Origin of the sequence: Agrobacterium bohemicum, assembly GCF_002896715.1 — a bacterium.
GTDB lineage: Bacteria > Pseudomonadota > Alphaproteobacteria > Rhizobiales > Rhizobiaceae > Agrobacterium > Agrobacterium bohemicum.
Map to the genome: position 1 here is coordinate 224,806 of NZ_PGEL01000023.1, position 18,174 is coordinate 242,979.

Genomic DNA, 18,174 nt, shown 5'->3' on the forward strand with positions numbered 1-18,174 from the left:
CTTCTTAAATGACCGTGCGGGCGCGAAGTGCCGCTGTCAAAGTACCTTCGTCCAGATAGTCAAGTTCACCCCCGACTGGAACGCCGTGCGCTAGACGGGTGATCTTGACACCGAGACCCTGAAGGCGGTCCGTTATATAGTGCGCCGTCGCTTGCCCTTCGACCGTTGCATTCACCGCGACGATAATCTCCTTGATACCGCCAACGCTCACGCGCTCTATCAAACCCTTGATGTTCAAATCTTCCGGTCCAACACCATCGAGCGGTGACAGCGTCCCGCCCAGCACATGGTACGCGGTATTCATCGCACCAGACCGTTCCAGTGCCCAGAGATCGGACACATCTTCCACGACGATGATGACCGTTTGGTCACGTCGATCATCGGTACAGACTGTGCAGGGGTCCATCGTATCGACATTGCCGCAACGCGAGCAGACCTTGACCTTGTCATAGGCCTCACCCATGGCATGACCAAGCGGTCCAAGCAGTTGCTCTTTCNTTTTTATGAGATGCAGCGCCGCGCGTCGCGCGGAACGGGGACCTAGTCCCGGAACTTTCGCCAAGAGTTGAATGAGTTTTTCGATTTCGGGGCCGGTGACTCGTTTTGCCATCCGCTGCTTTTAGCCCATATGAAGTGCAAACGGAATCGTTTGGAGGAGTTACGTGCCATGAAACTTCATGCCGTCTGTATGGGACAAGCCGAAAAACTGCCGGGCAAGAGCTACAAGACCGGAATTTTCAAAGTGCCGGTCACGGGGTCCGTCCTGATTGATGGAGAGGGCATCGTGGGCGATGCAATCTGCAATCGCAAGCACCATGGCGGCGTCGATCAGGCTATCTACATCGAAGGTCTGGAAACCCTCGACTGGTGGGGTGAGATGCTTGGAAAACCTATCGCTCCCGGTACATTCGGCGAAAATCTGGTGATTTCGGATTTGGACAATCGAGACGTCTACATCGGCGACCGCTTAACCATCGGCGAGGTCGTCCTGGAGGTCACATCCGCCCGCATTCCCTGCGCAACCTTCACAGCGCGCATGCAAGACCCGACTTTTGCGAGACGCTACACAAAGGCAGCGCGCCCGGGAATTTATTGTCGGGTCATTTCGGGAGGTGCCGTGACCGCCAGCGACACCGTATCTTACGATCCATTCGAAGGCAGCAAGGTCTCAGTTCCTGAAACGATGGCGACATTCGGAAAACGGCTGAGCGAAGAAACGAGGCAGCGATTCCTCGCCGCCCCGATCCATTACAAGTTAAGACGCGAGCTTGAATCCTACTAGAAAGGCAGCTTCATGCCGGGCGGAATTGGCAAACCAGCTGTCAAGTCACGCGTCTTTTCAGCGGTTATGGCTTCGGCGCGCTGCTTTGCATCATTGTGAGCCGCGACCAGCAGGTCTTCGAGGATTTCGATTTCGTCTTCCTTGAGAAGCGACGGGTCGATTTTCACCCCAAGCAGCGAACCCTTGCCACTCATTTTGACTGTGACGAGACCGCCACCGGAGGTGCCTTCGACTTCAAGTGCAGAAATCTCTTCCTGCATCTTCTCCATCTTGGCCTGCATTTCCTTGACCTTGCCCATCATGCCCATGATGTCACGCATGTCGAAACTCCTGTCTTTTTTNNAAACTCTATGTCGTCGCCGGGAAGGATGTCGCCTTCACTGGATTCTGCGACGGATGGTGGCGCGATGTCTTCGACATCATCAGGCACAGGTGTGCGGATACGGACGTCGGTAATCTTTGCGCCTGGAAACTGCGCCAGAATGGCGGCAACATCGGGGTCCTGCCGGGCGTCGACAAGGCGCGCATCGCGGGCATTGACTTCGGCTTCCACAAGTGTCGCCTGGCCTTGCTCTTTGCTGAGGCTGACCAGCCAGTGAATGCCTGTCCATTCCTTCAGCTTGACGCCGATCTCACCGGGAAGTGAGCCGGGTGCCCCTTCGCCGAGTCGCAGGTCGAGCCGCCCTGGCTCCAACCGCACGACATGGACGAAATTACGGACCTTTGCTTTGAGAATTGGGTCCCGATATTGAGTGCAGAGATCAACGATGTCACTCAAGGAATTGACTGGAATCTTCGGCTCTGGTCGCTCCTCTGGTTGTGGTGCTGCAACCTGCATTTCCTGCGGTCGGCTGTCAGGCACGGCGCGCAGCATCGCAGTTGGCTGTGGCGCGGACTGGCGTTGCGGGGAGGATTGAGCAGTCGCCACAGCTTGCGTCGATGAGTAGGCGCGCGAACCGCCGCCATTGCCGACACTGCCTGACGGCGCTCCATTTGTTGCACCGCTATCGCCATTGGAGAGCTCCAGCAGGCGACGGGCCGCATCTTCCGGCGCGGGCAGATTGGCGGCGTGCGACAGGCGGATCAGCACCATTTCAGCAGCACCAGCTGGGCGCGAAGCGTTCTCCGTTTCCGGGATGCCCTTCAGAAGCATCTGCCATATGCGAGACAGGCTGGAGACTGCGATGGTGTCGGCAAATTCTGCGCCACGGACGCGCTCAATCTCGGAGAGCGATGGGTCGTCTGCGGCATCCGGCACATATTTCATGCGCGTCACGAGATGTGTGAAATCAGCCAGGTCATTCAAGACCACCACCGGATTTGCGCCGGCTTCGTACTGAGCCGTAAACTCTTCCAGAACCGATGCGACATCACCCTTCACCACATGCTGGAAGAGGTCAACGATGCGCGCGCGGTCGGCGAGACCCAGCATACCACGCACGGCGTCGGCCTCCACACGTCCACCGCCATGGGCAATCGCCTGATCCATCAACGATAAGCCGTCGCGGGCAGAGCCTTCGGCAGCGCGGGCGATCATCGCAAGCGCTTGGGCCTCGGCCTCGATGCCTTCCTTGGCAGCAATGGCCGTAAAAAGGCCGACAAGATCAGCCGCGCTGATGCGGCGCAGATCAAACCTCTGGCAGCGGGACAGAACGGTGATCGGGACTTTGCGAATTTCGGTCGTCGCGAATATGAACTTCACGTGCTCTGGCGGCTCTTCAAGAGTCTTCNAAAGACCGTTGAACGCCTGCGTCGAGAGCATATGCACTTCGTCGATGATGTAAACTTTATAACGCGCAGAAACCGGGCGGTAGCGGACCTGCTCGATGATCTCTCTAATGTCATCGATACCGGTGTGGGAAGCCGCGTCCATCTCGATTACGTCAACATGTCGGCCTTCCATGATGGCCTGGCAATGTTCGCCGGGAATGCGCAGATCAATCGTCGGCTTGTCGATTTCGTCGGTCTTGTAGTTCAGCGCACGCGCCAGAATACGGGCTGTTGTCGTCTTGCCCACACCGCGAACGCCGGTCAGCATATAGGCTTGTGCAATACGACCGCTTTCGAACGCATTGGTGAGCGTGCGAACCATCGGCTCCTGGCCAACCATCAGATCGGAAAAATCTTTCGGACGGTATTTGCGCGCCAGAACCCGGTAACCTGTACCCTGCTCTTTGGTCTGGGGCATATTGGTTCCGGTTTCGCTCATCGCCTCGCCAGTGATTGGGTGCTGCCCGTGTCAGGCCGAACTGGCCCGGCGAAACCTGAGCACGTCTTCAAAAAGAAAAGGTGGGAGGCTGGCACGGCGACCCGTGCCTGGCTCGTTAGGGCTGCTTCCTTCCGGACCTGACCCGGTTGGCGAGTGGCTCGTCCACCACCAACCTCCCGAAGGCACATATCGGCAATAATAAAACCAAATGCAAGCCAAGCCGCCAAAAAACTGCTATCACAGCGAAAACAAATTGGGAGGATGCCTTGGACATATTCCGGCTTGACGAGAGACTGGCCCGCGACAGCGTGCTGATTACCAAGCTGGGCCTATGCCAATTGCGCCTTCAAAACGACAAACGCTGGCCATGGCTGGTGCTCGTTCCCCAGCGAAATGGCATGAGTGAGCTGTTTGATCTGACCCCGCTCGATCAGGCAATGCTGACCTTTGAGACTAATCAGGTGGCATCGACGCTAAAAGACTTGACCGGAGCCACGAAAATAAACGTTGGCGCTCTTGGGAACATCGTCCGCCAGCTCCATATCCATATCATCGCTCGCAACGAAGGGGACGAGTGCTGGCCCGGACCTATCTGGGGACAAGGTACACCGATCCCTTATGCGGATGACGACAAACACGATTTTATGAAAAAGCTGGGCGGCGCGCTCTAATGAATTCAAAAAGCATTTTCGACACCAACTCTCCTCACCCAGAACCCAGCAAGCTCACTGCCTTTGCGCAAAACGCTATTGATCGTATGGCCGAGAAACGGACTGAAGAGTGCGTCGTCAATGCCTTAAAGATCGAGGGAACACATTTGCTGGCCTTCGCCGGCAATAAGCTCGTCCTCAAACATGACGATCAGGTTCTCGACCCGCTGTTTGCGGCCTACGAACTGGCTGAACTTAACCCCGACTTCGAGAATGCCATTCTGCTGGGTTACAAGGACAATGGTGAACCGCGCGTTGCCGTTCCCGTGCGGATTGCCGCCGATACACTGGCCAGTCATTACAAGCCGGTCGACGCGCGGACACTGTATCGAGATCAGCTAATTGGCGAAGAACTGCTGGGAGAGGTTGCGCAGGCTGTCAGTCTCATCCAATGGAATGCGGACAATCATTTCTGTGGCCGCTGCGGCGGCGCGATGGAACTGCGCATCGGTGGATACAAACGCATTTGCGCTGCCTGCGGCCATACGATCTTTCCGCGTACCGACCCTGTCGTCATCATGCTAACCATCGATATCGAGCGTGACCTGTGTCTGCTGGGTCGTGGAGCGCACTTTGCACCAGGCATGTACTCCTGCCTTGCCGGTTTCGTCGAACCCGGTGAAACGATCGAAAACGCCGTCCGACGCGAGACGCATGAGGAGGCCCATATCGATGTGGGTCGCGTGCGTTATCACGCGTCACAGCCATGGCCCATGCCGCACACACTGATGATTGGCTGCTTCTCGGAAGCCTTGTCTTTCGACATCACGCGCGATGAGGCAGAGCTGGAAGATTGCCGTTGGTTCACCCGTGATGAAGTGATGGAACTTCTGGAAATGAGCGCGCCCGATGGCCGTACCCCANCCCCGCGCNGTGCCATCGCGCACCGNCTGATGCGCGACTGGATCGAATGGGAGAAACCGGCGGAGTGAGGTTGCGTTGCAGGCTCAGAGATTGTTGAGCTTGCGGCGCATCTCATGGCCCGGATAGACGCCGAAAATACGGACTTTTTCGGAAAAGAATCGCAGCTCTTCCAAAGCGTGACGCACCGGCTCGTCCTCCGGATGGCCTTCGATGTCGGCATAAAACTGCGTCGCCACGAACTTGCCGCCCAACTGATAGCTTTCCAGCTTCGTCATGTTAATGCCGTTCGTCGCAAAACCACCCATGGCCTTGTAGAGGGCTGCTGGAATGTTGCGGACATTGAAGACGAAGGTGGTGACGATTACCTCATCCGCCATTGTCCGCTTCCCCCAGTTTTCATCGCGCGACAGCACGACGAACCGCGTCACGTTGTTTTCCGAATCCTCGACGTTTTCGGCCAGGATATCAAGGCCATACAATTGTGAAGCAAGCCGTGGCGCAAGAGCCGCCATGCTGCGGTCCCCCAACTCGGATACCTGTTTTGCAGCGCCCGCGGTATCGCCAGCGACGATTGGCTTCCAGCCGTTAGAGCGAATGATTTTGCGGCATTGGCCCAGCGCATGGATGTGGCTGTGCACGGTCTTGATTTCATCTTCGCTCACACCTGGCAGCACCATCAACTGAAAGCGGATCGGCATAAAATATTCGCCAATGATGTGCAGACGTGATTCGGGCAGCAGATGATGGATGTCGGCGACGCGGCCTGCCAGCGTGNTTTCAATCGGGATCATGGCGAGATCTGCATCGCCGTTCTCAAGCGCGTTGAAGGCATCTTCAAATGTCGGGCATGGCAGCGGGTCCATGTCGGGAAACACGTCGCGGCATGCCATGTCGGAATTCGCGCCATAGTCGCCTTGAAAGGCAATGCGGTTGCTGCTCATGGGGATCGCCATCAATTCTGTTTGCCTGTAAGGATTTCACGCGCCCTGTCGAGTTGTGCCTGTGTATCGACGCCGAGTGGAACCGACTGGACGATTTCCGCATCGATGCGCATTCCCGATTCCAGCGCGCGCAACTGCTCAAGGCTTTCGCGCAGTTCCAGCGGTGAAGGTTTCAGCGTTACGAATTTTTCAAGGGCTGCGCGGCGGTAGGTGTAAAGCCCGATATGGTGGTAGAGCGGGCCTTGACCATAAGGCGCAGTCGCACGCGTGAAATACAGCGCACGCAACCGCGTATCGGAGATAGGGCTGCCGACGATCTTAACGACACTGGGGTTGGTCTTTTCTTCCTCATCGGTGATCTCTACCGTCAGGGTGGCAATATCTACGGACGCGTTATCCATAGGGCGCAACGACGCACGAATCGTTTCCGGCTCAATGGTCGGCAGGTCACCCTGAACGTTGATGACGAATTCGGCATTGCCGTAAGGATCGGCTTTCTGCAGCGCTTCATAAATACGGTCAGAGCCGGATTGGTGGTCCTGACGGGTCATAGTCACATCGAAACCGGCATTTTTGACGGCTTGGAATACCTGATCATCATCGACTGCGACGACGATACGCTCTGCGCCCGCTTCGCGCGCCCGCATTGCAACCTGAACGACCATGGGGTGGCCTGCAATATCGGCTAACGGCTTGCCTGGCAGGCGGGTCGAAGCCATTCGTGCCGGAATTAGCACGACGGCTTTTTCGAAATACCGATTATTCATCCAACACCCTTCAAATCCCGCAATAAAAGTGGCAATACGTCACCGTGCGGGGAACATATTCAAGTTGCGCAGGCTGTGCAAAAGCCATAGCTTTTGAGCAATTTCAAGATGTCCGTTTGATGCGAACGGTTGTGAGGGAGCGCAAATCAATGAATTCATATGTAAACATGGCGGTCGGAGCCCTTTTGGGCACGATATTCGTCCTTATGTCGGTATCGATAGCGTCGGAAGGTANTTTCCATGCACCGACACCCGNAAAGGAAGGTTTCGCCATTGTTGCAGAGACAAGCGGGGCAGATAGCGGCAGCGGGGAAGCTGCTGCGGTAGCAACGCCTATTGCCACACTTCTGGCAAGTGCCGATGCTGCGAAAGGCGAAACCGTTTTTAAGAAGTGTGTGAGCTGTCACACCGGGGAGAGCGGCGGCCCCAATAAAGTCGGCCCCAACCTTTATGACGTCGTCAACCGCCCCATCGCCAGCCACGCGGGCTTCAGCTATTCGGCAGGCATGAAGGACTTCTCCAAAGGCAGCACCGAGAAGTGGGATTATGACCACCTCAGCTACTTCATCGAAGCACCAAAGAAGCATGTTCCAGGCACCGCCATGGGCTTTGCCGGCATCAAGAAAGAGACAGAGCGCGCTGATTTGATCGCCTATCTTCGCACCCTATCGGCCAATCCGGCACCGTTGCCAGACCCTGCGGCGGCACCTGCCCCCGCACCGGCGGCGACAAACTGATAGACTTCTGGAAAAGCCCGGTTCGCCGGGCTTTTTGCTGAGCACATCGTCTCTAGTCAATTTCCCATCAACACATCGAACAATGTCGTCTGCTTCGGCGCACCCTGCCGTTGCGGCGCATTGCCGCCGATATCAGCGGGTGGAACCGGGCCACCATTCTGTTGCGGAAACTGCTGGGCCGGAATATCGGCCGGCGGATAAGGCGATGTCGAGGCCGTCTGATCAGGGCCGACGGGTGCTGCTGGATAATCCTGCGGTGTGGGCGCTGGCCCGCCACCCAAGGCATTCGAGATAATGTCACCGATCGACTTCGGTGGTGCCCCTGGCGCTTCCGCCATAGGTTGGCCGATCTCTGGTGCGCCATAGGCGCCGAGCCCAAACAACGGAGATGGCGTGAGCCCCGCATGCGCCGCCGTCATGAACTCTTTCCACGCCTTGGCCGGCAGACCGCCGCCCGTGACCTTTTTCATCGACGTGCCATCGTCATTTCCGAACCACACGCCGGTGGTCAACGTACTGGTATAGCCAACGAAAAGTGCGTCACGGAAGGATTGCGTGGTGCCAGACTTTCCAGCCGCTTGCCAACCTTTCAGCCGTGCTGCCTTGCCAGTCCCCTCATTGATAACGCCCACCAGCATGCTGTTCATGGTTGCAGCAATGGCTTCACTCAAAACACGTGGTGGATTGTCGTATTTGTTCTCGTAAAGCACCTTTCCGTCAGGATCAGTGATTCGCTTGACGATATGCGGAGTTGCTTTGAAGCCGCCATTCATCATTGGGGCGTAAGCGGCGGTTAGCTCAAGAAGTGATACTTCCGAAGTACCAAGCGCAATGGAAGCATTGGCTTGAAGGTCTGATTCAATGCCCATGCGGTGAGCGACCTGCGTCACCCTGTCCGGTCCGACTTCCATGACAAGTTGCGCGGCGATGGTGTTCAGCGAATTAGCAATCGCCGTTGCCAGCGTGACTTCGCCACGATATTTCTGGTCGTAATTTTCCGGCGTCCACTTGCCGANTTTGACCGGCGCATCGTTGCGCACAGAATTCGGTGTCAAACCGCTTTCCAGCGCGGCAATATAGACGAAGGGCTTGAACGCGGAACCAGGCTGGCGTTTTGCTTTGGACGCACGGTTGAACTGGCTTTCCGTATAATCCGCTCCGCCGACGATGGCTCTGATAGCACCCGTTCCATCAATGGAGGCAAGTGCTGCCTGCGATGCGCCGAGCTTTTTGCCCTCGCTTTTCNAAACATCGGAGAGGGATTTTTCGGCCTCTTTTTCCAGATCAAGATCAATGGTCGTATCGACAACCAGATCCTGCTTCACGTCGCCCACGAGCATGCGGACTTCTTCGAGCACCATATCGGCGGCATAATGCTCGGCACCAGACCAAAAGCGCTTTGCCTTTGTCGGCGGTTGCGACATTGCCGTCTTGATCTCATCTTCACTGATAAAGCCGACGTCGTGCATGGATTGGAGAACGACCTGCGCACGTTCCTCCGCTGCCTGAGGGTCACGCGCGGGCGAAAGGCGAGACGGCGCTTTCAGCAATCCGGCCAGAAGTGCTGCTTCACCAAGATTGACATCGCGGGCGGACTTGTTGAAGTACCGGCGCGATGCCGCCTCTACCCCGTAAGCATTCGAGCCGAAGTAGACGCGGTTGAGATACATCGCAAGGATCTGGTCCTTGGTATATTTTTGCTCCAGCCAAAAGGAGAGCAACACTTCCTGTATCTTGCGCTCAAGTGTTCTGTCGGGAGAGAGGAACAGGTTTTTCGCAAGCTGCTGCGTCAGGGTTGAGCCACCCTGAACCGTCCTGCCGCTTGTTATATTGGTGACTATGGCGCGGGCAAGACCCAGCGGATCAATGCCGAAATGCGAGTAGAAGCGCCGGTCCTCGATGGCAACCACTGCCTGCGGAAGATAGGGCGACATATCTTCTAGTGCCAGCGCCTCGCCACCTGTCGTGCCACGATTGGCAAGCACGGTGCCGTCTACGGCGACGATTTTCAGATTGGGCGGGCGCTCCGGGATGGTCCAAGTGCTGGCGCTCGGCATGCGCGCACCGTAATAGAGAACAAGACCCGCAACGCCGATTCCGCCCCAGATACCGAGCACGATGCACCAGTAGAAACAGGAGCGGATAAAGCCTGTGATGCCGCCACTGGATCGCGGCTGGTGCTTCGACGGTGTTTTCCTGGAACGTTCGCGCTTCTGGGGCTCGAAGGGATCGGATTGCTTGGGCTTTTTGGCGCCGCCTTTTGTGCCGTTGATCCGGTCGCTCGCATCGAGACGCAAGTCGTCGCCGGATTCGTGAAAATCCCCGAAAGAAGGTTCTACGCGCTGGCCTGACTTGCCATTACCTGCCATCTGCGGGACATCGCTCCATGATTTGGCGGTTTTGTTCCCTGCCCTGTGATCGTCGTTGCATCCGGATGAAGCTTAAATGCGGCGATTTAAGGTGGGGTTAAGGGAGACGAGTTGTCACGTTGCCGTCACTGGCAGACGTCAACCCATTCGGCGCACGTCAACGCGGCCATATAGTCTGGGCTGATACGGACAGCAGCATTGGTAGCACCAGCCGCTGGCACGACCTCGGCATAATTTTTAAGCGAAAAATCACAGTAGATCGGCAATGGCGAAGGCAAACCAAAGGGGCAGACACCGCCGACAGGATGACTGGTGACTTCAAAGACCTCTTCTGCACCCAGCATGCGCGGTTTGGCGCCGAACCGATCTCGGAATTTGCGATTGTCCAACCGCCTGGTTCCAGCCATAACCAGCAGAAGAACGGTCTCCCCCGCCTTCAGGCAAATGGTCTTGGCAATCTGGTCCGGGGCGACATTGTGGGCTTCTGCGGCCTGCGCAACAGTCGCAGAACTCGCTTCGGTCACGACAATGGTGATGTCAGGCGCAACAGACGTGAAGTATTTTCGAACAGATTCAATACTCATGCTCAATGTTTAGGCGTTAACGCGCAAAAGAGCAATACATCTGCTGTTAGTTATGCATTTTGCGCAATGCTGCACTGCAATGTTTTGACTGTTTTTTGGGGAAAATCGTAGTATCTTCAAATCATCGAAGCGACGCACTCCTCCTCCCAGCGTCGCCCGGTTGGACTGGCAACACTCCTCCTCCCAGTTGTCAGTCAGTATCAAGAACCCGGCGCACCTCCTCCCGCGCCGGGNTTTTGCNTTTTTGACTTGGTTCAGTCGACCACCCATATGTCGGTAATCACTGCGAAAATCGACGCGCGCGGATAGAAAAAAGCTTGGTTTAGGCTCGCCAAACCTTGTCGAAGAAACTTGACATATCCGCTGTGCGACATTAATTCTTCGCCATCGATATTTGTTTGACGACCAGAGCTTCGACGTCTTTTTTGAGACGCATACGACGATCTTTCCTTCAAATTCGAGAACACCGCGCTGATTTTCAGTGCAAACGTAATTTGCCAACGGAAGGAACATCGTTATGGCGACTGGTACAGTAAAGTGGTTTAACGCGACTAAGGGCTACGGCTTCATTCAGCCTGACGATGGCGCACAGGACGTATTCGTGCACATTTCTGCTGTTGAGCGCGCTGGCCTGAACGGCCTTAAGGATGGTCAGAAGATCACCTACGAACTCGTTCAGGACCGTCGTTCTGGCAAGATGTCTGCAGACAGCATCGTTGCTGCCTAATTTGGCGTTGTCGGCTGGCACATCGCCAGCTTGATCAAGATTTTGAAAGGCCGGATTTTCCGGCCNTTTTTTATTTGTCCTGTTTCGGCAAGAATGCCCTGTTCAGATATCACCCTTTAGAGTTTTATNAAAAAAGGGAAAGCCGCCTTGTAAACGCCGAGCGCCATACCAATATTAAGTTCACGAGTGTTTCGGTAATTGTCCGATGGACCAATCGATTGCTTCTTGTGCGTTAACCAAAGATTAACCAAAGCAAGGCAATCTGTTTTCCGAAGACGCGAGCGACAGCGAAGTTAGTTGGCGCCGTGCTGAGACACCAAACCGTTTTATGCACTTTGACCACGGATGTACTGGCACTGAAGCNAAAACGGTAGGAAAGGTCGGGCTTGCCCGGCCTTTTTGCNTTTTTAGGGCTTCAAACGTTCACAAATAAAGCGCCGCCGGAATGACCGACGGCGCTTTTTATTATTTACCGCCCAGCGCTGCCAAAATCCGTACCCAGGAACGAATGCCTTTGTGGAAGGATTGCAGGTCGTATTTTTCATTCGGCGAGTGAATGCGGTCGTCGGTCAGTCCAAAGCCGATCATCAATGAGTCCATGCCCAGCATCTTTTGNAAATCACCGACGATCGGGATGGATCCGCCCATACCGATCACGACGGCAGGCTTCGCCCATTCATCCGAAAGCGCGTTCTTTGCTTTCGTCAAAGCCGGCGAATCATAGGAGAGCTGGATGGCCGGTGAGCCGCCATGCTCATGAAAGTCCACCGTGCAATCAGCTGGGATTTTCGAGCGGACATAGGATCGGAAGCTCTCGCGGATTGCAGCCGGGTCCTGCTCCCCCANCAAGCGGAAGGAGACCTTGGCCGACGCTTTGGCCGCAATCACGGTCTTGAAGCCCTCGCCGGTATAGCCACCGATGATGCCGTTGACCTCCGCCGTCGGACGCGCCCAGGTCAACTCGAGAACAGAACGACCTTTTTCCCCTGCTGGAATAGACAGGCCGACTTCACCCAGAAACGACTCAGCGGTGCGCCCCAGATTATCCCACGATGCCTTGATGTTGGCAGGCGTTTCCTCAACACCATCGTAAAATCCGGGAAGCGTCACGCTGCCCGTCTCGTCATGAAGACCAGCGAGTATGTGCGTGAGAATATGGATGGGATTTGCCGCAGCACCACCGAAGAGGCCGGAATGAAGATCGCGGTCAGCGGCAGTGATGACGATCTCTTCTCCGACCAGACCGCGCAAGGCGGCAGCAATAGCCGGCGTCTCGCGATCCCACATGCTAGTGTCGCAGACCAGCGCGTAATCGGCCTTCAATTCACCGGCATTGGCATCAAGGAAAGGTTTCAGCGATGGCGAGCCGGATTCTTCTTCGCCTTCGAACNAAATGGTGATGCGAAGTGGCAGCGAACCGTGCACCTGCTTGTAGGCTCTGCATGCTTCCACGAAGGTCATCAACTGACCCTTGTCGTCAGAGGTTCCGCGACCGGTAATGACCTGTCTGCCTTCACCGATATCCTCGATCGCGGGGTCGAACGGATCGTTGTCCCAAAGCGCAATGGGATCGACGGGCTGCACATCGTAGTGACCGTAAAACAGCACATGCGGCGCATCCGGTGTTACGCCATCATGGTGGGCAACGACCATTGGGTGACCGGGGGTATCACGGATCGAGGCATTGAAACCGAGGCTCGTCAAATCCCGGACCAACCAGTCGGCCGCCTTGCCGCATTCTGCCTTATAGGCCGGGTCCGTCGAAATGGATTTGACACGGACCAGTTCGAAAAGTCGCTCGAGGCTGGAATTGATGTTGTCGTCAACCGCCGAAAGTACGGGGGAAATATCTGTCATTACGCGATCCTGTCATGCAAAGATCAAAACAGGATAGAGCAAAGGCCGCGCGGTTTCGAGCCGGAAATTTACGTTTCGGTTCTGGATGCCTCTATCGTGCGGCTCATATATTCGAGCAGCAATTGCCGCTCGAACTTCAAGAGGGTAGCAAGCATGGCATCATCCGTCGCCTTGGATGCAGAAATAGCCTGCATTTCAAGCTCACGACCCGTTTCCGTCAATTCGATGATCTGGGCACGGCGGTCTTTGGGATGAGGCTTTCGCTGAATAAGGCTATCGCGCTCCATCCTCGCCAAAGTGTTGGCGAGCGTCGCCTGCTCTACATCGACACGATCAAGCAACTGGCGCTGTGTCAGCCCGTCTTCATGCCACAGCTCTAGCAAGATGGGGAACTGACCAGGCGAAAAGCCGAATGTCGCCGCTCGCTTGCTCAGCGCTTTTGAAAACGTTTTTGCAAGCTGGGCGGCGAGGTAGGTCGCCGAATCGTTTCGCGAAAAACGCATCTCATCCCTGCCACTAAGCGGCGATCATATCAGCCGCGTTTATATACCAAGCTATGTAGGGCCGCAGGCTTTCGTGAAACGTGTGATCAGGGCACGCGCATNAAAAAACCGCCATGGCCGGGAGGGACAGCCATGGCGGTTATGTTGAAGGACAAAGGCCCGGAGAGGGGGGATAGGCCTTTGTCCGGTCTGACGCGGCGGGGGACGAGCCAGCTATCAGACTACGGCGTGATCAGTCGCCGTCCCTTACGAAATGAGGCTGCAAATGCGGCTTTTCAAGGGAAGCCAGGATTACAAATTAGTAACGTTCTGGTGAGAGTGAAACGCGCCGATTGGCGCCTGAGAAACGGTGCGTTGCTGCATTCGGCCAGCAACTTTATGTGGACGCCAACCATGGCCCGCGCTATCCATGCTTCCCATGAAAAAAGGCGATCATCTCTTCCTCGTAGACGGCTCCGGGTTCATCTTCCGGGCGTTCCATGCCATTCCTGCGCTCAACCGCAAATCGGATGGATTGCCGGTCAATGCCGTATCCGGTTTTTGCAACATGCTGTGGAAGCTTTTGAAGGATGCGCGCAACACCGATGTGGGTGTCACGCCGACGCANTTTGCGGTGANTTTCGATTATTCATCCAAAACATTCCGCAACGAGCTTTATGATCTCTACAAGGCCAACAGGTCAGCCCCGCCGGAAGATCTGGTGCCGCAATTCGGCTTGATCCGCCACGCCACACGCGCGTTCAATCTGCCCTGCATCGAGACGGAAGGGTTCGAAGCGGACGATATCATTGCGACCTATGCCCGGCAGGCGGAGGCGATCGGCGCGGATGTGACGATCATCTCATCCGACAAGGATCTGATGCAGCTCGTCAGTGCCAACGTTCATATGTATGACGCGATGAAGGACAAGCAGATCGGCGTGCCTGATGTCATCGNAAAATGGGGTGTTGCACCTGAGAAGATGATCGATCTGCAAGCGATGACAGGGGATTCGACCGATAATATTCCAGGCATTCCTGGCATCGGCCCCAAGACCGCGGCGCAGTTGCTGGAGGAATACGGCGATCTCGATACGCTTTTAGCGCGCGCAGGAGAGATCAAGCAGCAGAAACGCCGCGAAAACATAATCGCCAATGCGGAACTAGCGCGTCTCTCACGCCAACTCGTGTCGCTGCGTACGGATGTCCCGCTGGAAATGGCACTCGATGCGCTGACGCTGGAGCCGCAGGACGGGCCGAAGCTGATTGCCTTCCTGAAAGCCATGGAATTCACGACGCTGACCCGACGTGTCGCGGAGGCAACAGGTGCGGATGCTGCCGTTATCGATGCGGCTCATGTGCCAGTGGAGCGCGGTGCGCTCGCCCATGGCCCCGATCTGGATGCTACAAATGCGCCAGCAACGGAACAGACAATGCCGCTCGATGAAAGCGCGGTTGGCAATGCGTCTGCCGTTGCCTCCAAGCTCGAAGGCAGTACGCCGTCTGCACTGGCATCATCTCGTGAGGCCATTTTCTCAGCGGCCAAGATCGACGTCACATCTTACCAGACCATCCGCAGCCTTGATGAACTGGACCGGTGGATTGCGATGGCCCGCGAAAGCGGTGTTGTCGGTTTCGACACGGAAACGACATCGCTCGACCCCATGCAAGCGGAACTCGTTGGCTTCTCACTGGCCGTTGCCGACAATAGCAGGGATGCCAGCGGTGCCAGTATCCGCGCAGCCTATGTGCCGCTCAGTCATAAAACAGGTTCCGGTGGTGATCTCTTCAGCGACGGGATCAAACTGGCACCAGACCAGATACCGTTCAACGACGCGCTTGAACGGTTGAAAGCATTGCTGGAAGACCCTGCCGTTCTCAAGGTCGCACAGAACCTGAAATACGACTATCTGCTGGTCAAGCGCCTCGGCATCACCATTCAAAGCTATGACGACACGATGCTGCTGTCCTACGTGCTGGAAGCGGGTAAAGGTCTGCACGGCATGGACGCTCTATCCGAGCGTTGGCTTGGCCATACGCCAATTGCCTACAAAGACGTGGCGGGTTCCGGCAAATCCGGCGTGACGTTCGATTTCGTCGATATTGACAAGGCCACAGCCTACGCCGCAGAAGACGCCGATGTAACCCTGCGCCTGTGGATGGTGTTGAAGCCTCGCCTAGTAGCCGACAAACTGACATCCGTCTATGAGCGACTGGAGCGCCCGCTTTTGCCGGTGCTTGCGCGCATGGAAGAACGCGGCATCACCGTCGACAGGCAAATTCTATCCCGCCTTTCCGGTGAGTTGGCGCAGAAAGCCGCCGCTTTCGAAGACGAGATTTACGAACTTGCAGGCGAGAAATTCAATGTCGGCTCGCCCAAGCAACTTGGTGATATCCTATTCGGCAAAATGGGATTACCCGGTGGCTCCAAAACCAAGACCGGCCAATGGTCGACCTCTGCTCAAGTGCTGGAGGATCTAGCGGCAGAGGGCGCCCCACTGCCACGCAAGATCGTGGACTGGCGCCAACTGACCAAGCTGAAATCCACCTATACCGATGCCCTGCCCGGTTACGTTCATCCGGAAACGAAGCGGGTGCACACATCCTATTCGCTGGCATCCACCACCACGGGCCGCTTGTCGTCGTCGGAGCCGAATCTGCAGAATATTCCGGTGCGAACGGCAGAGGGCCGCAAGATACGCACGGCGTTCATTTCGACGCCGGGTAACAAGCTTCTATCCGCAGATTACAGCCAGATCGAACTTCGGGTGCTGGCGCATGTGGCTGACATTCCGCAACTCAGAAACGCCTTTGCTGAGGGCATCGACATTCACGCAATGACGGCGTCCGAAATGTTTGGCGTCCCCGTAGAGGGCATGCCATCCGAAGTGCGCCGCCGCGCCAAGGCTATCAACTTCGGCATCATTTACGGCATTTCCGCTTTCGGCCTCGCCAATCAACTCAGCATAGGGCGCTCGGAAGCGGGTGAATACATCAAAAAATATTTCGAGCGCTTCCCCGGCATTCGCGACTATATGGAGAACACCAAGACATATGCCCGAGACAATGGCTACGTCGAAACCATCTTCGGTCGCCGCATCAATTACCCTGAAATAAAGTCGTCCAATCCATCGGTGCGCGCCTTCAACGAACGCGCTGCGATCAATGCGCCTATTCAGGGCTCTGCCGCCGATATCATCCGTCGTGCCATGATCCGTATAGAACCGGCATTGGGCGAGGCTCGGCTTTCTGCGCGTATGCTTCTGCAGGTGCATGACGAACTTANTTTTGAAGTGGAAGAGGCCGAGATCGACAAGACCTTGCCGGTTGTCGTGTCCATCATGGAAAATGCGGCCATGCCTGCCATCGACATGAAAGTGCCCTTGAAAGTGGATGCGCGCGCAGCCGCCAACTGGGACGAGGCGCACTGACGCGTCCTTGTCATGGAAGTGTCGTTTGCCAGTAGTAAGTGAGGCTACCTCGTTTTAGGGAGCCTTCAACATATGCACGCGCCTGTCGTTTCACCTGAGCTGACTGCGTTTTCCACAGACAAAAGAGAGGCACCACCACGCCACTTAGGAACCCGTTACGATTCGAACGGCGAGTTCCTGCATGAGCCGGGCAATACTGTGGTCTGCCATCTGGCAGAGGGGTCGCGCACGCAAAGTGCGATCATCAAGGCGCGCGAGNAAATCATAGGAATGCCAGAGGCGCACAGCCATCTGGCCTTCACACCGATTTCCAGTCTGCACATGACAGTCTTTCAGGGCGTCATCGAATATCGCCGCGATTGGCCTTATTGGCCGAAGAACATGCCCGGTGATTCCTCAATCGCCCAGATGACAGAATTTTATCNAAAAAAACTTGAGAGCTTTCCAAAGCTTCCGCCCTTTTTCATGCAGGTGACCCATGTCGGCCCTCTCGGCCTCACGCTGAAAGGCGTGACGCCCGAGGACGACCGCATCGTGGCCGCATGGCGCAATGCATTTGCCGATGCCTTCGGTTATCGGCACCCTGACCACGATACCTACGAGTTTCACATCACCTTCGCCTACGTCATGCGCTGGTTCGAACCCGACTGCCTGNCCCCGTGGCAAAGAATGCTGGACGAATGCCTTGAAGAACTGCAGTCTGCTGTTCCGGTTCTGGAAATGCGAGCACCAGCATTCTGTGAATTCAGCGATATGAAGCATTTTGAGGAATTGATCGTTTTCGATCCTGTCTGATAGTCAATGTGGAAATGCTTTGGCGCGGAAACATTGATTGTGATTCGGCCATTCTCGAAAAAATGTGCACCGGGGCTGGTCAAAGCCCAGTGAGGCATGTATAAGCGCGCCAAAATTCAGATATAGAAACATGTGACATTCGGCCTGGGTCCTGGCTGGTTCCCGTGTTTCGCCGCTTCAGTGGAGTTACACAAAATGGCAGTACCAAAGAGAAAAACAAGCCCGTCCAAGCGCGGCATGCGTCGTTCGGCCGATGGCCTGAAGTCTGCAACTTACGTTGAAGACAAGAACTCCGGCGAACTTCGCCGTCCACACCACATCGACCTGAAGACAGGCATGTACCGTGGTCGTCAGGTTCTGACACCGAAAGAAAGCGCATAATTTCTGCGCAGTCTTTGATTGACGAATAAGCCGACCTTT

At 55.9% G+C, this 18,174-nt stretch carries 17 protein-coding genes and 1 other RNA gene; 8 read left to right on the forward strand and 10 right to left on the reverse strand.

The features are described from left to right. Positions 1-4 precede the first annotated feature (4 nt). Positions 5-610 carry a recombination mediator RecR gene (gene recR, locus CUC55_RS10175; protein WP_103087744.1) on the reverse strand — a complete coding sequence of 202 codons (606 nt, stop codon included), beginning with the start codon at positions 608-610 and terminating at the stop codon, positions 5-7. Between the two features lie 57 nt (positions 611-667). Between recR and CUC55_RS10180 the strand changes: the two genes are divergently transcribed. Then, positions 668-1,282: an MOSC domain-containing protein gene (locus CUC55_RS10180; protein WP_067649645.1), complete on the forward strand. Its 615-nt coding sequence runs from the start codon at positions 668-670 to the stop codon at positions 1,280-1,282. Here CUC55_RS10180 and CUC55_RS10185 read toward each other — a convergent pair. The 3 genes from CUC55_RS10185 to ffs all read right to left on the reverse strand — a co-directional run bounded on the left by CUC55_RS10185 (position 1,279) and on the right by ffs (position 3,668). Beyond that, on the reverse strand, positions 1,279-1,602 hold the full coding sequence (locus CUC55_RS10185) for a YbaB/EbfC family nucleoid-associated protein (protein ID WP_067649648.1): 324 nt from the start codon (positions 1,600-1,602) through the stop codon (positions 1,279-1,281). The two genes, CUC55_RS10180 and CUC55_RS10185, sit on opposite strands and share 4 nt — an antisense overlap. Beyond that, positions 1,581-3,491, reverse strand: a complete 1,911-nt coding sequence (locus tag CUC55_RS10190) for a DNA polymerase III subunit gamma/tau (RefSeq protein WP_103087745.1) — start codon at positions 3,489-3,491, stop codon at positions 1,581-1,583. Before CUC55_RS10190 ends, CUC55_RS10185 begins: the two co-directional genes overlap by 22 nt. A gap of 80 nt (positions 3,492-3,571) precedes the next feature. Next, positions 3,572-3,668, reverse strand: an RNA gene (ffs, locus tag CUC55_RS10195) — signal recognition particle sRNA small type. Between the two features lie 89 nt (positions 3,669-3,757). Here ffs and CUC55_RS10200 point away from each other — a divergent pair. Both CUC55_RS10200 and nudC read left to right on the forward strand, forming a co-directional pair. Beyond that, positions 3,758-4,162 carry an HIT domain-containing protein gene (locus CUC55_RS10200; protein ID WP_067649881.1) on the forward strand — a complete coding sequence of 135 codons (405 nt, stop codon included), beginning with the start codon at positions 3,758-3,760 and terminating at the stop codon, positions 4,160-4,162. Beyond that, entirely contained in the window at positions 4,162-5,133 is a 972-nt protein-coding gene (gene nudC, locus CUC55_RS10205) for an NAD(+) diphosphatase (RefSeq protein ID WP_103087746.1), read from the forward strand. Before CUC55_RS10200 ends, nudC begins: the two co-directional genes overlap by 1 nt. A 15-nt stretch (positions 5,134-5,148) precedes the next feature. Here nudC and CUC55_RS10210 read toward each other — a convergent pair whose 3' ends face one another. Beyond that, positions 5,149-6,006, reverse strand: coding sequence for a prephenate dehydratase (locus tag CUC55_RS10210; RefSeq protein WP_425352807.1), 858 nt, complete (start codon positions 6,004-6,006; stop codon positions 5,149-5,151). A gap of 11 nt (positions 6,007-6,017) precedes the next feature. Continuing rightward, positions 6,018-6,773: a 3-deoxy-manno-octulosonate cytidylyltransferase gene (locus CUC55_RS10215; RefSeq protein WP_067649656.1), complete on the reverse strand. Its 756-nt coding sequence runs from the start codon at positions 6,771-6,773 to the stop codon at positions 6,018-6,020. Positions 6,774-6,922: 149 nt separating this feature from the next. On the opposite strand from CUC55_RS10215, the gene CUC55_RS10220 reads away from it, so the two are divergent. Next, a complete protein-coding gene (locus CUC55_RS10220) occupies positions 6,923-7,510 on the forward strand; it encodes a c-type cytochrome (RefSeq protein ID WP_103087747.1) in 588 nt (195 codons plus the stop codon). A 56-nt stretch (positions 7,511-7,566) separates the two neighbouring features. On the opposite strand, the gene CUC55_RS10225 is transcribed toward CUC55_RS10220, so the two are convergent. Together CUC55_RS10225 and CUC55_RS10230 are read right to left on the reverse strand one after the other, a co-directional pair. Continuing rightward, positions 7,567-9,879 carry a transglycosylase domain-containing protein gene (locus tag CUC55_RS10225; RefSeq protein ID WP_103087748.1) on the reverse strand — a complete coding sequence of 771 codons (2,313 nt, stop codon included), beginning with the start codon at positions 9,877-9,879 and terminating at the stop codon, positions 7,567-7,569. 125 nt (positions 9,880-10,004) lie between these two features. Then, entirely contained in the window at positions 10,005-10,463 is a 459-nt protein-coding gene (locus tag CUC55_RS10230) for a YbaK/EbsC family protein (RefSeq protein WP_067649667.1), read from the reverse strand. A 517-nt stretch (positions 10,464-10,980) separates the two neighbouring features. Here CUC55_RS10230 and CUC55_RS10240 point away from each other — a divergent pair. Further along, the gene (locus CUC55_RS10240) at positions 10,981-11,190 is read left to right on the forward strand and encodes a cold-shock protein (protein ID WP_045230211.1); all 210 of its coding nucleotides are present in this window, start codon (positions 10,981-10,983) and stop codon (positions 11,188-11,190) included. A 465-nt stretch (positions 11,191-11,655) separates the two neighbouring features. Here the strand turns inward: CUC55_RS10240 and CUC55_RS10245 are convergent, their stop codons facing one another. Both CUC55_RS10245 and CUC55_RS10250 read right to left on the reverse strand, forming a co-directional pair. After that, positions 11,656-13,047 (reverse strand): M20/M25/M40 family metallo-hydrolase, encoded by a 1,392-nt coding sequence (locus CUC55_RS10245; protein WP_103087749.1) that lies wholly within the window; start codon positions 13,045-13,047, stop codon positions 11,656-11,658. A gap of 68 nt (positions 13,048-13,115) precedes the next feature. Then, complete coding sequence (locus CUC55_RS10250; RefSeq protein ID WP_067649673.1) at positions 13,116-13,550, reverse strand: MarR family winged helix-turn-helix transcriptional regulator; 435 nt, start codon at positions 13,548-13,550, stop codon at positions 13,116-13,118. 418 nt (positions 13,551-13,968) lie between these two features. Here CUC55_RS10250 and polA point away from each other — a divergent pair, with 418 nt between their 5' ends. From polA to rpmF, 3 genes are all read left to right on the forward strand, one after another. Further along, positions 13,969-16,959, forward strand: a complete 2,991-nt coding sequence (gene polA, locus CUC55_RS10255; RefSeq protein ID WP_103087806.1) for a DNA polymerase I — start codon at positions 13,969-13,971, stop codon at positions 16,957-16,959. A gap of 72 nt (positions 16,960-17,031) precedes the next feature. After that, positions 17,032-17,754, forward strand: coding sequence for a DUF1868 domain-containing protein (locus CUC55_RS10260; RefSeq protein ID WP_103087750.1), 723 nt, complete (start codon positions 17,032-17,034; stop codon positions 17,752-17,754). Positions 17,755-17,949: 195 nt separating this feature from the next. Beyond that, positions 17,950-18,135, forward strand: coding sequence for a 50S ribosomal protein L32 (gene rpmF, locus CUC55_RS10265; RefSeq protein WP_003507205.1), 186 nt, complete (start codon positions 17,950-17,952; stop codon positions 18,133-18,135). Positions 18,136-18,174 lie beyond the last annotated feature (39 nt).